At 61.7% G+C, this 14,692-nt stretch carries 17 protein-coding genes and 1 pseudogene; 9 read left to right on the top strand and 9 right to left on the bottom strand.

The window, feature by feature from the left end:
* The gene (locus HX898_RS00255) at window positions 1–462 is read left to right on the top strand and encodes a helix-turn-helix domain-containing protein (RefSeq protein ID WP_180193682.1); all 462 of its coding nucleotides are present in this window, start codon (window positions 1–3) and stop codon (window positions 460–462) included.
* Here the strand turns inward: HX898_RS00255 and HX898_RS00250 are convergent.
* From HX898_RS00250 to HX898_RS00240, 3 genes are read right to left on the bottom strand one after another with little or no spacing between them, the layout of a single operon-like run.
* Window positions 459–1,835: an ATP-binding protein gene (locus HX898_RS00250; protein ID WP_180193681.1), complete on the bottom strand. Its 1,377-nt coding sequence runs from the start codon at window positions 1,833–1,835 to the stop codon at window positions 459–461. The genes HX898_RS00255 and HX898_RS00250 overlap by 4 nt on opposite strands.
* Before the next feature lie 24 nt (window positions 1,836–1,859).
* Window positions 1,860–2,561, bottom strand: coding sequence for a response regulator transcription factor (locus HX898_RS00245; RefSeq protein ID WP_011652933.1), 702 nt, complete (start codon window positions 2,559–2,561; stop codon window positions 1,860–1,862).
* Window positions 2,562–3,053 carry a MarR family transcriptional regulator gene (locus HX898_RS00240; protein ID WP_017989072.1) on the bottom strand — a complete coding sequence of 164 codons (492 nt, stop codon included), beginning with the start codon at window positions 3,051–3,053 and terminating at the stop codon, window positions 2,562–2,564.
* Between the two features lie 298 nt (window positions 3,054–3,351).
* Between HX898_RS00240 and HX898_RS00235 the strand changes: the two are divergent.
* Window positions 3,352–3,804, top strand: a pseudogene (locus HX898_RS00235) (aminotransferase class IV); the annotation flags it as partial.
* 148 nt (window positions 3,805–3,952) lie between these two features.
* Here the strand turns inward: HX898_RS00235 and HX898_RS00230 are convergent.
* Together HX898_RS00230 and HX898_RS00225 are read right to left on the bottom strand one after the other, a co-directional pair.
* The gene (locus tag HX898_RS00230) at window positions 3,953–4,222 is read right to left on the bottom strand and encodes a hypothetical protein (protein WP_180193680.1); all 270 of its coding nucleotides are present in this window, start codon (window positions 4,220–4,222) and stop codon (window positions 3,953–3,955) included.
* A gap of 183 nt (window positions 4,223–4,405) precedes the next feature.
* Window positions 4,406–5,023, bottom strand: coding sequence for a DUF1236 domain-containing protein (locus HX898_RS00225; protein WP_180193679.1), 618 nt, complete (start codon window positions 5,021–5,023; stop codon window positions 4,406–4,408).
* Window positions 5,024–5,310: 287 nt separating this feature from the next.
* Between HX898_RS00225 and HX898_RS00220 the strand changes: the two genes are divergently transcribed.
* Complete coding sequence (locus HX898_RS00220) at window positions 5,311–6,006, top strand: MBL fold metallo-hydrolase (protein WP_171598439.1); 696 nt, start codon at window positions 5,311–5,313, stop codon at window positions 6,004–6,006.
* Between the two features lie 114 nt (window positions 6,007–6,120).
* Here HX898_RS00220 and HX898_RS00215 read toward each other — a convergent pair whose 3' ends face one another.
* The 4 genes from HX898_RS00215 to HX898_RS00200 form a co-directional block, all read right to left on the bottom strand.
* On the bottom strand, window positions 6,121–6,462 hold the full coding sequence (locus HX898_RS00215) for a tRNA-binding protein (protein ID WP_180193678.1): 342 nt from the start codon (window positions 6,460–6,462) through the stop codon (window positions 6,121–6,123).
* A 10-nt stretch (window positions 6,463–6,472) separates the two neighbouring features.
* The gene (gene proC, locus HX898_RS00210) at window positions 6,473–7,300 is read right to left on the bottom strand and encodes a pyrroline-5-carboxylate reductase (protein ID WP_180193677.1); all 828 of its coding nucleotides are present in this window, start codon (window positions 7,298–7,300) and stop codon (window positions 6,473–6,475) included.
* A gap of 1 nt (window position 7,301) precedes the next feature.
* A complete protein-coding gene (locus HX898_RS00205; protein ID WP_003541709.1) occupies window positions 7,302–7,802 on the bottom strand; it encodes a YbjN domain-containing protein in 501 nt (166 codons plus the stop codon).
* Window positions 7,803–8,191: 389 nt separating this feature from the next.
* Entirely contained in the window at window positions 8,192–8,452 is a 261-nt protein-coding gene (locus HX898_RS00200) for an accessory factor UbiK family protein (RefSeq protein ID WP_003541711.1), read from the bottom strand.
* Window positions 8,453–8,653: 201 nt separating this feature from the next.
* On the opposite strand from HX898_RS00200, the gene lgt reads away from it, so the two are divergent.
* The 6 genes from lgt (at window position 8,654) to HX898_RS00170 (ending at window position 14,636) form a co-directional block, all read left to right on the top strand.
* Window positions 8,654–9,502 carry a prolipoprotein diacylglyceryl transferase gene (gene lgt, locus HX898_RS00195; RefSeq protein WP_138386934.1) on the top strand — a complete coding sequence of 283 codons (849 nt, stop codon included), beginning with the start codon at window positions 8,654–8,656 and terminating at the stop codon, window positions 9,500–9,502.
* 19 nt (window positions 9,503–9,521) lie between these two features.
* The gene (locus tag HX898_RS00190) at window positions 9,522–10,622 is read left to right on the top strand and encodes a class I SAM-dependent methyltransferase (RefSeq protein WP_180193676.1); all 1,101 of its coding nucleotides are present in this window, start codon (window positions 9,522–9,524) and stop codon (window positions 10,620–10,622) included.
* Window positions 10,623–10,733: 111 nt separating this feature from the next.
* Window positions 10,734–11,528, top strand: a complete 795-nt coding sequence (pgeF, locus tag HX898_RS00185; RefSeq protein WP_180193675.1) for a peptidoglycan editing factor PgeF — start codon at window positions 10,734–10,736, stop codon at window positions 11,526–11,528.
* A 5-nt stretch (window positions 11,529–11,533) separates the two neighbouring features.
* Window positions 11,534–12,685 (top strand): Xaa-Pro peptidase family protein, encoded by a 1,152-nt coding sequence (locus tag HX898_RS00180; RefSeq protein WP_017961468.1) that lies wholly within the window; start codon window positions 11,534–11,536, stop codon window positions 12,683–12,685.
* 91 nt (window positions 12,686–12,776) lie between these two features.
* A complete protein-coding gene (locus HX898_RS00175) occupies window positions 12,777–13,598 on the top strand; it encodes a hypothetical protein (protein ID WP_180193674.1) in 822 nt (273 codons plus the stop codon).
* 105 nt (window positions 13,599–13,703) lie between these two features.
* The gene (locus HX898_RS00170; protein ID WP_163882283.1) at window positions 13,704–14,636 is read left to right on the top strand and encodes a ribose-phosphate pyrophosphokinase; all 933 of its coding nucleotides are present in this window, start codon (window positions 13,704–13,706) and stop codon (window positions 14,634–14,636) included.
* Window positions 14,637–14,692 lie beyond the last annotated feature (56 nt).

The following is a 14,692-nucleotide window of genomic DNA, read 5'->3' as shown; positions in this document are numbered from 1 at the left end:
ATGGTCTATTGTATCCGATCGAAAGAAGGTACCCAGACGATCTATACACACCTTGAGGTAACTGACGTGAGCAGCGACATGTTCGATTTCTGCAGCAGCATGACGGACGAACAGGACGGGCGGGCCCGTGAACTGATCGAACGGGCGGCGGCGAAATGGCCGCTGCGCATCCTGCATGTGCTCTCCGATGCCGGCGCTCCCCTGCGCTTCTCGCGCCTTATGGAGAGGGTCGATGGCATCAGCCAGAAAGTGCTGACGCAGACGCTGCGCACCCTCGAAAGGGATGGCCTCGTCATCCGCACGCTTTATCCCCAAGTGCCGCCGCGCGTCGAATACGAGTTGACGCCGCTCGGACGCGATCTCCTCATGCAAGTCGCCGCGCTCTGGCGCTGGATCGTCCAACGCCTGGACGATTTCGATGCGCGCAAAGCCGTCAAGCTGACGGCTACCGCCAACGCTTAAGCCGGAATGCGGATCGTTGCCCTCAGCCCACCGAGCGGGCTATCGCTGAGCGTGACGTTGCCGCCGTGGCTGCGGGCAATGTCGCGGGCGATCGCAAGGCCGAGCCCGGTGCCTGATGCATCGAGGTTGCGCGCCGTATCCAGCCGGAAGAACGGCTTGAACACGTCCTCACGGTTCTTTTCGGGAATGCCAGGCCCGTCATCGTCGAAGATGACGGTCAGCCATTTGGCATTGTGCTTGGCCTCGATGTCGAGCCTATCGGCATAACGGCGCGCGTTCGAGGCAAGGTTGGTGACGAGACGCATGAAGGCGTTCGGCCTGACGGAGATATCGTCGTCGCCTTCGATGGAATAGCTGAATTTTTTACCGTGCAGGGCAAAATCCGATTCCAGCTTTGCGAAGATCTCGCTGAGTTTCAGCTCGCCGACATCCTCTTCGACCTCGCCGCGTGCGAAGGCCATATAGGCCTCCAGCATGGTCTGCATGTCGTTGATGTCATCGTTGAGGCCATGCAGGTCGGGATTGTCGCCGGCCAGCGCCAATTGCAGCTTGAAGCGGGTGAGGATGGTGCGCAGATCATGGCTGACGCCGGAGAGCATCGCGGTGCGCTGCTCGATCTGCCGTTCGATTCGCTCGCGCATCAAAATGAAGGCAAGGCCGGCGCGCCTGACCTCGTCGGCGCCCCGCGGATAGAAATTATCGGGCTTCTGCCCCTTGCCGAAGCTTTCGGCCGCGCGCGCCAAGGTCAGGATCGGCCGGATCTGCCCGCGCAGGAAGAGAATCGAGATGCCGATCAGCACCAGCGAGGTGCCGACCATCCAGACGATGAAGATATGGGTGTTCGAGGCATAGGTCTGGCTGCGCTTGGTCAGCACCCGCAGGATCTTGTTGTCGAGTTTGATGCGGATCTCGACGAGGTTCGAGTTGCCGACCGTGTCGATCCAGAAAGGCCGATGGATCTCGTCGGTGATCTCGTCGCTGAGGATGCCGTCGAGGATCGAGAAGAACGGCTTGACGCGCGGCGGCGGCAGATCACCATCCGGCTCGATCGAGATCTGCAGGCTGAGCTGGTCGCGGGCGATGCGGACGATCTCGCTATAGTCCGAATTCTGCGGATAAGTCTCGATGATCTCGATGATCGCGGCGATGTCACGGGTGACCGCAAGCGACAGCCGCTCCGTCACCATTTGCCAGTGGCGCTCCATGAAGACGGCGGCGACGACGGATTGCAAGAGCACCATCGGAATGATGATGATCAGCAGCGAACGCGCGTAAAGTCCGGTCGGCAGCCGCCGGCGCAGCCAGCGGACGATCGAGCGCCAGCCCGGCGCAGAAGTGCGGTCTTCCCGCCGCAAACTGTCGATCGTCACCATCAGCGCCGGTCCCGAACCTTGAGTTTAGTCGATGCTCAGCCTGTATCCGATGCCGCGCACGGTCTGCAGCCAGACGGGATTGGCGGGATCGTCCTCGATCTTACGCCTCAGCCGGTTGATCTGCACGTCGATCGTCCGCTCGCCGACTTCGGTATCGTTGCCGATCAGCTCATGGCGGGGGATCGTATCGCCGGCACGCCGCGCAAAGAGCAGCATGATCTCTTGCTCGCGGTCGGTGAGCCGGATCACCTCACTGGCTTTCTTCAGCTCCTTGCGGGTCAGCGAGAAGGTGTAGGGGCCGAACATCACCTGTTCTATCTTCGGTCCCTCGCCGCCGGCGTTGCGGCGCAGGATGTTGTTGATGCGCAGCACCAGTTCGCGCGGGTCGAAGGGCTTGGAAAGATAGTCGTCGGCGCCCGCCTCGAGGCCTTCGATGCGGTTGCCCGATTCTGCCAGCGCCGTCAGCATGATGATCGGGACGTTCTTGATGGCGCGAAGCCCGCGGGTAACCTCGATGCCGGATTCGCCGGGCATCATCACATCCATGATGATCAGGTCGAAGTCGAGACCCGCAAGCTTGCGCTGCGCCTCGGCGCCGTCGGCGGCGACGGTGACACGGAAGCCGTTTTCGGCGAGATAGCGATTGAGCAGCGCACGGATGCGGGAGTCGTCATCGACCACCAGCAAGTGCGCCGCATCGTCGGAAATATCTGTCTTGACCGCCATTCAATCCGCCTTCTGTCTGTCCCGCATGCCGCTGAGGAAAGCTTTTACGCCCTCCCGCACCTCCGCAGAAGCCCCTTCGAATGCCCGCTCAATGCGGCGCGATTGCGGCTCGGCAAGAGCAAGCGCCAGCTCTCGTCCCGATTTCGTCGGATAGAGCTTGCGCTGCCGCCGGTCTTCAGGACCTGCCACCTGGCGAATATAGCCTGAGTCGATCAGCTGTTTCAGCACCCTTGCAAGGCTCTGCTTGGTGATCTTCAGCGTTTCGAGGAGATCGGCTACCGTCATACCGGGATTGCGGTTGACGAAATGCACGACGCGGTGATGCGCCCGGCCGAAGCCGCTCTTTTCGAGGATAGCGTCAGGATCGGAAACGAAGTCGCGATAGGCGAAGAAGAACAGCTCGATGATCTCGAAATCGATGATATCAGTATCTTCCATCGGCGTGGCTAGCGGCTCTGGCTTGCCTGCTTTCGGGCCGGTCTGTCGTGACACTCGGCATTTCCTTTCTGTTCCGCGCGCTGCCGGAAGCTTTCGTGAAGATATGTCAGCTTTATTGACATAAATTTGCGTCGCTATTAGCTTCCGCGAACTCTGCGTGAGCCCCGCACGGCCTCTCATCTCCCTGGCATTTCTCCAGAAAACAAGGCCCGTCCGGCACTCCGACGCAATACGCGATTTCCCCTTGCGTCTGTGGATAAAACGTAATGGGGACAACAATCAACAGGCATAGCGTTTGAAGCGCTGGAGGAGTTTGGGGATGGCTTCGATTCCTTTGAATCAGCTGGACGGGGCGCAGGCCAACCGCATCAACGTCGCCATCGCCATCTGGCAATGGGGCAGCTATTACAACCCGCGCGAAAAGCTGAAGGGCATCCGCCTCGATATCGCCGAATACCGTCGTCCCGATCCGAAGACGGCGCCCTGCGCCTCCAAAGCTGCCGGTCTCTACATGATCTGCACCATTTCCAAGCACGCCGCCGAAGCCAAGGGCTACGCCGATGCAATGATGCTCGATTATCGCGGTTAGATAACTGAGGCGACCAGCGCCAACATCTTCTTCATCAAGGACGGCGTCATTCATACGCCGACCCCGGATTGCTTCCTGAACGGTATCATCCGCCAGACTGTCATCGACCCGGTTTCCGAAATCGGCCCGTATCGCTTCGCGCCGTCGACGATCTCCGAAACGCCGATGAACGACTACATGAAGGAAGTCTATCCGGCGGCGATCGCCGCCGGATAAGGGCCTCACGCAATAGGTCCGGCCACTGCATAATTCCTTAAATCGGAATCGGTTTAAGGATGAAATTATGCAGCGGTTCAAAGTGCTACAGCGTCCTTTGTGCGTCTGAAAAGACGCGCGGCGCTGTAGATACAGACCCGTCGGGCCTTTATCTATGAGCCCGCGCCATGACCAGTCCGGCGAGCGTCGAGAGAATGCCGCCGCCGATCAGGCCGCCGATGCTGTCGGCGATCAGGCCGGTCATAGCCGCTTCCCCACCGACCATGCTGAGCAGCATGCCACCGGCGACGCCGCCGATCGCACCGGCGATCGTACGGGCAACGACGTTGATCGCCTGCTGCTTCAAAGCGGCGCTCGCGGCGTTGCCGCCGATTGCGCCGGCAATCAATTGTGTGATGAGCGGAAGTAGGGCTTCCATGATTTCCTCCTCTGGCGATCTCCCCGATCGCCGATCCATGCCGAACCTTCGGCATATTAGTATTTTATCATATTTTGGAGGAAAGCGTTAAGAAAAATCAACCGATGCGGGATTAAGGCAGGGAGAAGCGCCCCGGAACGAGGCGGTCCGATGTCCGCCTCGCCTCAGTTTCTGTCGATCACGTCATTGATAGACGTAGACGATCCGGCGCGTACCGGGATCGACCAGCACCTGCCGATCGTTGATCCTCGTATAGCGGTACTCGTAGTCGGGAATCGTCTGGAAGGTGACATCGCCAGGCACTTCCGCGCCGACGACGACGTCGCCGCCAAGCTGTACCGTCTGGCCCGGATTGGTGTCGATATAGGTGCGAACCGTCTCCGGCGGGGTGATGGTCTCGACCGCTCCGACGGGGCCGAGCAACTCGTCGCCCGGTGCCGGCTGCGGATCGGCCGGAACAACACTTGCGGTGGACTCGTAAGTCACGCTGGGAACGCCAATCTCGGCGCGGTGCTGTTCGACGATGACAGAGCTGCCGCCATGATCGACCTGCAGATAATCGGCATAGACCCAGCCGCGCATGCCGTTGACGTCGACACGGCACCAGCGGCTGCCTTCGATGCAGCCATCAAGCACCGCGGTCGAACCGCGGGTAGCAAGGCCGACCGTCGGATATTGCGGCCCCGGGCCGGCGCGAACGTTGAGATCATTGACCGTCGTGGCCATCATCTCCGCCTGCGCAAGACCACCGCTTGCCAGGAGCACGGCTCCAGCCAACAGAATGTTTCTCTTCAAGGTCATGTGAGGGTCTCCTTGGTTTCGATGGGCTGACAACGCACGGGGTTCCACGATGTTCCCCGGCCCTCCGCCCAGCGAAACACCGCTTGCGGGAGATTTCGTCCAAGTCCCTTGAAGAATTGAGCAAAATTCGATTTTTCCGCTCTATGGCAATGGCGAAGAGAGGCATAAACTCTTGTTGCAGTCCGTCTTTTTGCCGTGAGGCAGGCCGCCATGGTGGAAGATTCCGGCTGTCCTTGCAGCGGTTTCGGACTATACCCGAAGCAGCAGAGACACCAAGCGAGGCACTTATGGGCATGCTCCAGGCCGGCATCATTCCGGTGACACCCTTCCAGCAGAACTGCACCATCTTCTTCGATCCCGATACCAAGGAAGGCGTCGTCGTCGATCCCGGCGGCGACGTGCCGCTCATCCTGCAGGCGATTGCCCAGAATGGCCTGAACATCAAGGAAATCTGGCTGACACACGGCCATCTCGACCATGCCGGCGGTGCCAGCGAATTGAAGGAGGCCCTCGGCATCGACGTGGTCGGCCCGCATCAGGACGATCTGCCGCTGCTGCAGCGGATCGAAACCCAGGCTGAAAAATACGGCATATCAGGATTGCGCGACGTCGTGCCCGACCGCTGGCTGAAGGACGGCGACAAGATCTCTTTCGGCGCCCATGAATTCGAAGTCTATCACACACCCGGCCACGCCCCCGGCCACGTCATCTATTTCAACCGCACGCAGAATTTCGCTCATCTCGGCGACGTGCTTTTCAACGGCTCGATCGGCCGCACCGACCTGCCCGGCGGCAATCATCAGCAGCTTCTCGATTCGATCCGCGACAAGGTATTACCGCTCGGCGACGACGTCGGCTTCATCTGCGGCCACGGCCCCGGCAGCCGCATCGGCGACGAGCGGCGAAGCAATCCATTTCTGCAGGAGATCAGACCTCGTAGAGGATCCGATGCGGCCACGTCAGGCGAAGCCCCGAACAACTAATGCATTCGCCCAAAGTGCGCAGCGGTTTTGGGATAACGACTTGCATAAAATAAAGACTTGAAGCGCGTCGCGTGAATCCGATTCGACGCGACGCGCTTTAGTGTGAGCTCGCGCTCACATCATCTTTTGGCCGTTCGGCACCGGCTGTTCGACCGCAGCAAGCACGATCGCGCCGTTCTCGTCCTCGAAACCCAGCGTCAGCACCTCCGAGCGGAACGGCCCGATCTGGCGCGGCGGGAAATTGACGACGCCGAGCACCTGCCGGCCGATCAGGCTTTCCGTCGTATAGTGCACGGTGATTTGCGCTGAGGATTTTTTAATGCCGATGTCAGAACCGAAATCGATCAGGAGTTTGAACGCCGGCTTGCGCGCCTCCGGAAAGGGACTGGCTTCGATGATCGTGCCGACGCGGATATCGACACGCTCGAAATCGGCGTAGGTGATCTCTTCGGCCATATGGTCTCCGTCAGCCAGCCAGTTCCTCGGCCCGCTTGCGCGCCGCCGCAAGGGCTGCGTCGAACAAGGGCTGCATGCCGTCTTCGGCCATCAGCACGGCGAGCGCCGCCGCCGTGGTCCCGCCGGGAGAGGTCACATTCTCGCGCAGCCGCGAAGCGTCGTCGGGGGACTGGTGCATGAGTTCACCAGCCCCCGCGACTGTTTCCCGCGCAAGACGCATGGCGAGGTCCGCCTGCAGGCCGAGTTTACGGCCTGCCTCCGCCATACATTCGACGAGATAGAACACATAGGCAGGACCGCTGCCCGAAAGCGCCGTCACGGCATCGATATCGGCTTCCGCCGGCACCCATTCGACCGGCCCCGAGACGCGCAGAAGGGAATGGACGCGTTCGCGCTGCGGATCGCTGACCCCTGAATTCGCAAAGGCACCGGTGACACCGCGCCCGACCATGGCCGGCGTGTTCGGCATGGCCCGCACCATGGCGGCCTTGCCAAGATGTTTCTCGAGGAAACCGAGCGTCTTGCCGGCCGCGACCGAGACGACGACCGTGTCCGGCCCGACGGCACTCTTCACCGCCGGCAGCACGGTCTCCATCACCTGCGGCTTGACCGCGAGGAACAGCACGCTTGCCTTCAAATCCGCAGGAAGCGCGGTCAGATGGGTCGCGCCAGCCTCGCTGATCGTCGAAAGCATGGCCGGCGACGGGCCGGGATCGACAACGATCACGGCCGAGCCCGGAACGCCGCTTTTCAGCCAGCCGGAGAGCATCGCCCCGCCCATGTTTCCGGCACCGATCAGAACGACGGGATGTGTCGAGGAAAAAGGGGTCGTCGGCATCTTATGCCTCGCCGACCGTTTCAAACAGCACGGCTTCCATCGCCTTCGTCGCTTCCATGCCGGACCAGACGACGAACTGGAATGCCTGGAAATAGGCTTCGCAGGTGTCGAGCGCGCTGGAAAGCAGCACCTCCACCTGGCGATTGGTAGGCTCCGCGCCACCCGCAAGCAGCAGCGATTGGCGGAAAATGACAACATCTTCCTGGCGCCAGAGGTCGAAATGACCCATCAGCACCTGCCCGTTGATCGCCGAGAGCAGCTTGACCACCTCATTGACCCTGATGTCGGGGACTTTGATATCGAAGGCGCAGCCAAGATGCAGCGCCTCGAATTCCTCCATCCAGGAGAAGGAGACGTGGTAGTCCGTCCAGCGGCCCTCGACCGTCATCGCGATCTCGTCCTCGCCGGACCGTTCGAACGACCAGTCGTTGTTGGAGGCAACGTACTCGATCATATCGACCGGGTTCGACTGACGCTCGACTTCCAATTCCATCAGGTTCATGCAGCACCTTCTTGACCGGAACGAATGCGACCTAACTTGGTGTACGAACACAAGAAAGACACACGCAAAATACCGGAACCACCACTCGGATGATCGTTGAACCGCTGCCAGACTTAACGCAGATAACCTGCCCGGAGCTTACTAAGTCGCTTCGAATCATCATTTAAAATCAGTGTATAGCGCCCCTTGCCCCCTGCCAGCCCCCCGAACGGAAAATAGGACCGACCACTGTGGAAAGGCTCTTCGAAATTCAATTCAGAAGGGAGAATAAGCGACTCTGCGAATTGGCTTTTTTGGCAGTGTCCACAGGTGGAAAACTCACCTGGTTTTTTTACGGAAGATGCGGCGTGTGGCATGAAGGCAACGCCGCATCTGTGTCTTATCGGGACTTAAGCGCCCTCGCCGGCAAGCTTCGCCTCGAGCGCTGCGATGCGGGCGGCAAGCGCCTCGTTCTCGTCGCGTGCCTTGATCGCCATCTCGCGCACGGCCTCGAACTCCTCGCGCTTGACGATGTCCATGCTGTTCAGCCAACGCTCGGCCTGGGCGTTGAAGGCGGTTTCGATCTCCTTGCGGACGCCCTGGGCGGCACCGGCCGCATCGGTCATCAGCTTGGCGAATTCGTCCATGATTCGGTTCGTTCCGGTCGTCATGGCGTTTTTCTCCCTTGGCATGAGGTGAATTCAGCCCTTCAGGGCCTCGAGGATTGAGGTAGGGCTTCGCCATCGACGATGCAAGCGCTTTACACGGCATAAGCTTGCCGGAACCGGCCGGGAACTGGCCATCACGAACAATGGACTTGACCGTCCGGGATCGCAGCGGCATGTTCCGCGCAACTCAACGGGTGGAAAACCTTGCCGACAGCAGCCGATCTCCTTGCCATCATGCCTTTCCCGGATATCGATCCGATCGCCTTTTCGATCGGTCCGCTGGCGATTCACTGGTACGGTCTCGCTTACGTCGCCGGCATCCTGCTCGGCTGGGCCTATGCGCGCCGCATCGCCGCCAATGACAGTCTCTGGCCCGGCAACGTCTCGCCGATATCAAAGACGCAGCTCGACGATTTCATCGTCTGGGCAGCGCTTGGCGTCGTCCTCGGCGGTCGTCTCGGCTATATTTTCTTCTATGATCTCCCCGCCGTCCTGCGCAGTCCCGTCCGTGCGCTGGAGATCTGGAATGGCGGCATGTCCTTCCACGGCGGTCTGACCGGCACGACGATCGCGATGATCCTCTTTGCCCGCCGCAACGCCATCCCGGTCTGGAGCCTGTTCGACATCGTCGCCGCCGTCGTTCCCTTCGGCCTGTTCTTCGGCCGCATCGCCAATTTCATCAATGGCGAACTGTGGGGCCGGTTGACCGACGTGCCCTGGGCCGTGGTCTTCCCGACCGGCGGTCCCTTCGCCCGCCATCCGAGCCAGCTTTACGAAGCCGGCCTCGAAGGCATCGTTCTGCTCCTGGTGTTGGCCGCCTTCGTCTATGGCTTGCGCGCGCTGAAAAGCCCCGGCTTCATTACAGGCGTCTTCGTCTGCGGTTATGCGCTGTCACGCATCTTCGTCGAATTCTTCCGCGAGCCTGATGCCCAGCTCGGTTACCTTCTCGGCACGAACTGGCTGACCATGGGCATGGTGCTCTCCTCCCCGATGATCCTGCTTGGCCTCTGGGCGATGCTGCGGGCTCGCCGCCAGGCTGCGCTGCAGCTCTGAAAACGGCAGGACGCCCGACATGACCACCGCTCTAGGCGAAAAGATCAAGGCGATTATCCAGGCCAACGGCCCGATCAGCGTCACCGATTATTTCTCGCTCTGCCTGGCAGACCCCGAACACGGCTATTACCGCACCCGCGAGCCCTTCGGCCGTTCCGGTGATTTCGTCACCGCGCCGGAGGTCAGCCAGATCTTCGGCGAGATGATCGGCGTCTTCATCGTCCATGCGTGGCAGCGCCATGGCACACCGACTGATGTGCGCCTCGTCGAGATCGGCCCCGGCCGCGGCACCATGATATCAGACATGCTGCGCGTCATCTCCCGCATCGCTCCACCGCTTTTCGACGCCATGACCGTGCATCTCGTCGAAACCAGCGAGCGACTGCGCGACGTCCAGAGCCAGACGCTCGAACCCCACGGCGAGAAGATCACCTGGCACGATGGCTTCGACGAAGTGCCGCCCGGCTTCACGCTGATTGCCGCCAACGAACTCTTCGACGCCATCCCGATCCGCCAGTTCGTCCGCATGCCGACGGGTTTCCGTGAGCGCATGGTCGGTATCGACGCCGATGGCGAGCTGACTTTCGCCGCCGGCGTCGCCGGTCTCGATCCCACGCTTCTTCCCGAACCGGTGCAGAACGTGCCGGTCGGCACCCTCTTTGAGATCTCGCCTGCCCGCCAGGCGGTGATGATGGCGATCTGTGAGCGGCTGCGCGCCTTCGGCGGCACGGCGCTTGCGATCGACTACGGCCATCTCGTCACGGGCTTCGGCGATACGCTGCAGGCCGTGCGCATGCATGAATTCGACCCGCCGCTCGCCCATCCCGGCGAAGCCGATCTGACGAGCCATGTCGACTTCCAGCAGCTCGCAGAAACGGCGCTAGCGGCCGGCCTCCATCTGAACGGCGCCCTGCATCAGGGTGACTTCCTGACCGGCCTCGGCATCCTCGAGCGCGCAACAGCCCTCGGCCGCGATCGCGAGCCGCAAACCCAGCAGGTCATCCAGGCGGCGGTCGAAAGGCTCGCCGGCGCCGGTGAAGGCCGGATGGGCGAACTCTTCAAGGTGATGGCGGTCTCCTATCCCGCCCTCGATCTCATGCCCTTTCGTCCGGTGGATTGACAGGGCGCACGCGGCTGGTTCAACATCCGCCCGAAACAAGAACTTGAAGCGCGCCGCATATGCGATGCGCTTGGGATAATAACAAACCCCTCGAAAACCCCGGAATCACAGATGCAGGACGCGGCCTCTCCCGCACCGATCGAAAGCGCACTGCTGAAAGAAGCGGCGGGCGCCACGATCCGGCACGGTTATTTCACTCGGGCCGGCGGCGTTTCCGAAGGGCTGTATCGTGGCCTCAATGTCGGCCTCGGCTCCAGCGACGAACGCGACAAGGTCCTGGAAAACCGCCGTCGTGTCGCTGCTTGGTTCGGCTTGCCGGTCGAGCGGCTGGCAACCGTGCATCAGGTCCATTCCCCCGATGTCGTGGCGATCGGCGCCGATTACGACGGCGCCCACCCCGACGCGGATGCGATGGTAACGCGCACCCCTGGCATTGCGCTTGGTGTGCTCGCCGCCGATTGCGGACCCATCCTGTTTGCCGACCCGGACAATCGCGTCATCGGCGCTGCCCACGCTGGCTGGAAGGGTGCGCTGACGGGCGTGCTCGAAAACACCATTGCCGCCATGGAGGCACTGGGTGCGGACCGCGCTCGCATCGTCGCTTGCCTCGGCCCCTCGATCAGCCAGGCGAGCTATGAGGTTGGCCCTGAGTTCGTCGAGCGTTTCGTCGCCGAAAACCCGGAGGACGAGCGCTTTTTCGTGCCTTCCGAAGCGCCCGGCCACGCCATGTTCGACCTGCCGGCGCTGACGGTCGACCGGTTGACGAAAGCCGGCGTGCGCGCCGAAAGCCTCGGCCTCTGCACCTATCCGGACAATGAGCGCTTCTTTTCCTACCGTAGGACGACACATCGCAAGGAGCCGGATTACGGCCGCCAGATTTCCGCGATATCAATCAGGGAGACTTGAGCAGAATGGCACTGCATTTCGAAAAGGCCGAATTCGCAAGCCGGCTTGCGCGCCTCACCGAGAAGATGAAGGAAGAAAAGCTCGACGCCTTGCTGCTCTTCGCCCAGGAAAGCATGTACTGGCTGACCGGCTACGACACCTTCGGCTACTGCTTCTTCCAGACGCTGGTCGTCAAGAGCGACGGCACCATGGCGCTGATCACCCGCTCGGCCGATCTTCGCCAGGCCAGGCATACCTCGATCCTCGAGGACATCCATATCTGGGTCGACCGGGTCAATGCCGACCCGACGCTCGACTTGAAGAACCTGCTGGTCGAGATGGACCTGCTCGGCGCCCGCATCGGCATCGAATATGATACGCACGGCATGACCGGCCGCGTCGCCCGGCTGCTCGACGCACAATTGACCACCTTCGGCCAGATCGTCGACGCCTCCTACCTCGTCAGCCGCCTGCGCCTGATCAAGAGCCCGACGGAGGTCGCCTATGTCGAGCGCGCCGCCGTTCTCGCCGACGATGCGCTCGATGCCGCGATCCGGCTGACAAAACCTGGCGCCGACGAGGCCGATATCCTCGCCGCCATGCAGGGCGCGATCTTTTCCGGCGGCGGCGACTACCCCGCCAACGAGTTCATCATCGGCTCCGGCGCCGATGCCCTGCTTTGCCGCTACAAGGCCGGCCGCCGCAAGCTCGACGCCAACGACCAGCTGACGCTCGAATGGGCCGGCGCCTATGCGCATTACCATGCCGCCATGATGCGCACGATCGTCATCGGCGAGCCGACGCATCGCCACCGCGAGCTTTATAACGCTTGCCGCGAAACCATCGAGGCGATCGAGACCGTGCTCAAGCCCGGCCAGACCTTTGGCGATGTCTTCGACATGCATGCCAGGATCATTGATGAGCGCGGCCTGGCCCGCCACCGGCTGAATGCCTGCGGTTATTCGCTCGGCGCCCGCTTCTCGCCCTCCTGGATGGAGCATCAGATGTTCCATGTCGGCAATCCGCAGCCGATCGAGCCGAACATGTCGCTCTTCGTGCACATGATCATCGCCGATTCCGATACGGGCACGGCGATGACGCTCGGCCAGACCTATCTGACGACAGCGGACGCGCCGCGCGCGCTATCCCGCCATCCGCTCGATTTCATCGGGCTCTGACCGGTGAGAATCCGGAATTGACAGATGACCGTCCCCACCCGCATAAATTCGGGTGGGGCTGATTGCGATTGCGGGAAGGACAGACCAAGGGATGACGCGAGCTGCGATTGTGCCCACGCTCCTGTTCGTCATGGCTCTATTGACAGCCTGCAATACGACCGATGCACTGACGCCCCAGGTCGATATCGGCAATTCCTCCGGGGGAGCCCCGTCGAGCCCGGTGACGCAGAGCGAAGCCGAGCGTTTGGCGGGCACCCGCCGGCCGCGTTTCTCGGGAAGCTCGCAGCAGGGCGGCTACCATCCAGCCTATGATCAGTCACAGCGGGCCTATCGGCCCGGCACCGGCGCGGCGCCGACGACGATGCAGGAACAGGCAGACGCCCTGTCGAGAAGCGGCTCCTCACCGGCCGCCTCTGCTCCGATCGACGGACAATCGCTGCCCCCGCCGGCGGCCAGTGGTGAGCTTGCCGCACAACCGGCTCCGCCGGCCGAGGCGCAACAGCCGCAGCAGACCGCCGCCCTCCCCCCCAGTTCCTCCTCCGCCCGCGGCAATACCGTGCGCTTCCTACCGATCATCGGCGCGCCGGTGCAGGCCGTGACACCGCTCTCGCGCCAGCTCGGTGCCGAGGCGCGCGCGCACGGCCTTTCCATCAAGAGTTCGAACGACGCGAGCAGCGACTACATCCTCAAGGGCTACCTCTCCGCCTTCAGCGACGACGGCAAGGTCACCGTGGTCTATGTTTGGGACATTCTCGACAGCGGCGGCGGCCGCCTGCACCGCATCCAGGGCCAGGAAAGCGTGCCGACGGCCGCGGCCGATCCATGGGCGGGCGTTCCAGCCTCGGTGATGCAGCAGATCGCCTCGAAAACCATCGCGGAATTCTCTTCCTGGCGGCAGGCTCAGGGCGGTTAGTCACAAACTTTTTGCAAATATGGAAGCCTGTGGCGCCTTTGCCCTTGCATTCACGGGGAAGCTGACTAAAAAGCGCGGCTATCAGCGCGTAACAGGCGGACCAAAATGAAGGTTTTCGCGGGCAATTCGAACCGGCAACTCGCCGAAGCGATCTGCAACTATCTCAACGTTCCCTTGGGGAAAGCCAGTGTTCGAAGGTTTGCCGATCAGGAAATCTTCGTGGAAATCCAGGAAAATGTGCGCGGCGAGGACGTTTTCCTTGTACAGCCCACCGCTTTTCCGGCAAACGACCACCTGATGGAACTGCTGATCATGATCGACGCCATGCGTCGTTCCTCAGCCCGCCGCATCACCGCCGTCCTTCCCTATTTCGGCTATGCGCGTCAGGACCGCCGTGCTTCAGGCCGCACGCCGATCTCCGCCAAGCTGGTCGCAAACCTCATTACCGAAGCCGGCGCCGACCGTGTCATGACGCTCGATCTCCATGCCGGGCAGATCCAAGGCTTCTTCGATATCCCGACCGACAATCTATTCGCCATGCCCGTGCTGACGCGCGACATCAAGAGCCATTATGACCTCAGCAACGTCGTGGTCGTCTCGCCTGACGTCGGTGGTGTGGTTCGCGCCCGCGCGCTTGCCAAGCGGCTGGACTGTCTTCTGGCCATCGTCGACAAGCGTCGCGAGCGGCCGGGTGAATCCGAAGTCATGAACATCATCGGCGACATCAGCGGCAAGGACTGCCTGCTGATCGACGACATCGTCGATTCCGGCGGCACGCTCTGCAACGCGGCCGACGCGATGCTGGCCAAGGGCGCATCCAGCGTCACCGCCTATATCACCCACGGCGTTCTCTCGGGCGGCGCAGTCACCCGCGTCACGTCCTCGAAGCTGCGCGAACTCGTCATCACGGATTCGATCCAGCCGACCACCGCGGTTCTCTCGGCGCACAATATCCGAATCGTGACCACGGCCCCTCTGATCGGCGAAGCCATCAGCCGAACGGCTCAGGAAGAGTCCGTCTCCAGCCTCTTCGACTAAAAAGAGCCGGCATTCGACCGGCTCTTTCAATTTCTGCATCAGAGACCAAGCTATTA

It is taken from the genome of Rhizobium sp. WYCCWR 11128 (genome assembly GCF_013416305.1).
Lineage (GTDB): Bacteria > Pseudomonadota > Alphaproteobacteria > Rhizobiales > Rhizobiaceae > Rhizobium > Rhizobium indicum.
Note: the sequence above shows the minus strand (reverse complement) of the source record. Positions and strands in the feature narration are given on the sequence as shown.

What these genes read in the sequence shown, in the direction of transcription:
- HX898_RS00255 (WP_180193682.1), top strand. Translation starts at nt 1, where the DNA reads ATGGTCTATTGTATCCGATCGAAAGAAGGTACCCAGACGATCTATACA.
- HX898_RS00250 (WP_180193681.1), bottom strand. Translation starts at nt 1,835, where the DNA reads ATGGTGACGATCGACAGTTTGCGGCGGGAAGACCGCACTTCTGCGCCG.
- HX898_RS00245 (WP_011652933.1), bottom strand. Translation starts at nt 2,561, where the DNA reads ATGGCGGTCAAGACAGATATTTCCGACGATGCGGCGCACTTGCTGGTG.
- HX898_RS00230 (WP_180193680.1), bottom strand. Translation starts at nt 4,222, where the DNA reads ATGGAAGCCCTACTTCCGCTCATCACACAATTGATTGCCGGCGCAATC.
- HX898_RS00225 (WP_180193679.1), bottom strand. Translation starts at nt 5,023, where the DNA reads ATGACCTTGAAGAGAAACATTCTGTTGGCTGGAGCCGTGCTCCTGGCA.
- HX898_RS00220 (WP_171598439.1), top strand. Translation starts at nt 5,311, where the DNA reads ATGGGCATGCTCCAGGCCGGCATCATTCCGGTGACACCCTTCCAGCAG.
- HX898_RS00215 (WP_180193678.1), bottom strand. Translation starts at nt 6,462, where the DNA reads ATGGCCGAAGAGATCACCTACGCCGATTTCGAGCGTGTCGATATCCGC.
- proC (WP_180193677.1), bottom strand. Translation starts at nt 7,300, where the DNA reads ATGCCGACGACCCCTTTTTCCTCGACACATCCCGTCGTTCTGATCGGT.
- HX898_RS00205 (WP_003541709.1), bottom strand. Translation starts at nt 7,802, where the DNA reads ATGAACCTGATGGAATTGGAAGTCGAGCGTCAGTCGAACCCGGTCGAT.
- HX898_RS00200 (WP_003541711.1), bottom strand. Translation starts at nt 8,452, where the DNA reads ATGACGACCGGAACGAACCGAATCATGGACGAATTCGCCAAGCTGATG.
- HX898_RS00190 (WP_180193676.1), top strand. Translation starts at nt 9,522, where the DNA reads ATGACCACCGCTCTAGGCGAAAAGATCAAGGCGATTATCCAGGCCAAC.
- pgeF (WP_180193675.1), top strand. Translation starts at nt 10,734, where the DNA reads ATGCAGGACGCGGCCTCTCCCGCACCGATCGAAAGCGCACTGCTGAAA.
- HX898_RS00180 (WP_017961468.1), top strand. Translation starts at nt 11,534, where the DNA reads ATGGCACTGCATTTCGAAAAGGCCGAATTCGCAAGCCGGCTTGCGCGC.
- HX898_RS00175 (WP_180193674.1), top strand. Translation starts at nt 12,777, where the DNA reads ATGACGCGAGCTGCGATTGTGCCCACGCTCCTGTTCGTCATGGCTCTA.
- HX898_RS00170 (WP_163882283.1), top strand. Translation starts at nt 13,704, where the DNA reads ATGAAGGTTTTCGCGGGCAATTCGAACCGGCAACTCGCCGAAGCGATC.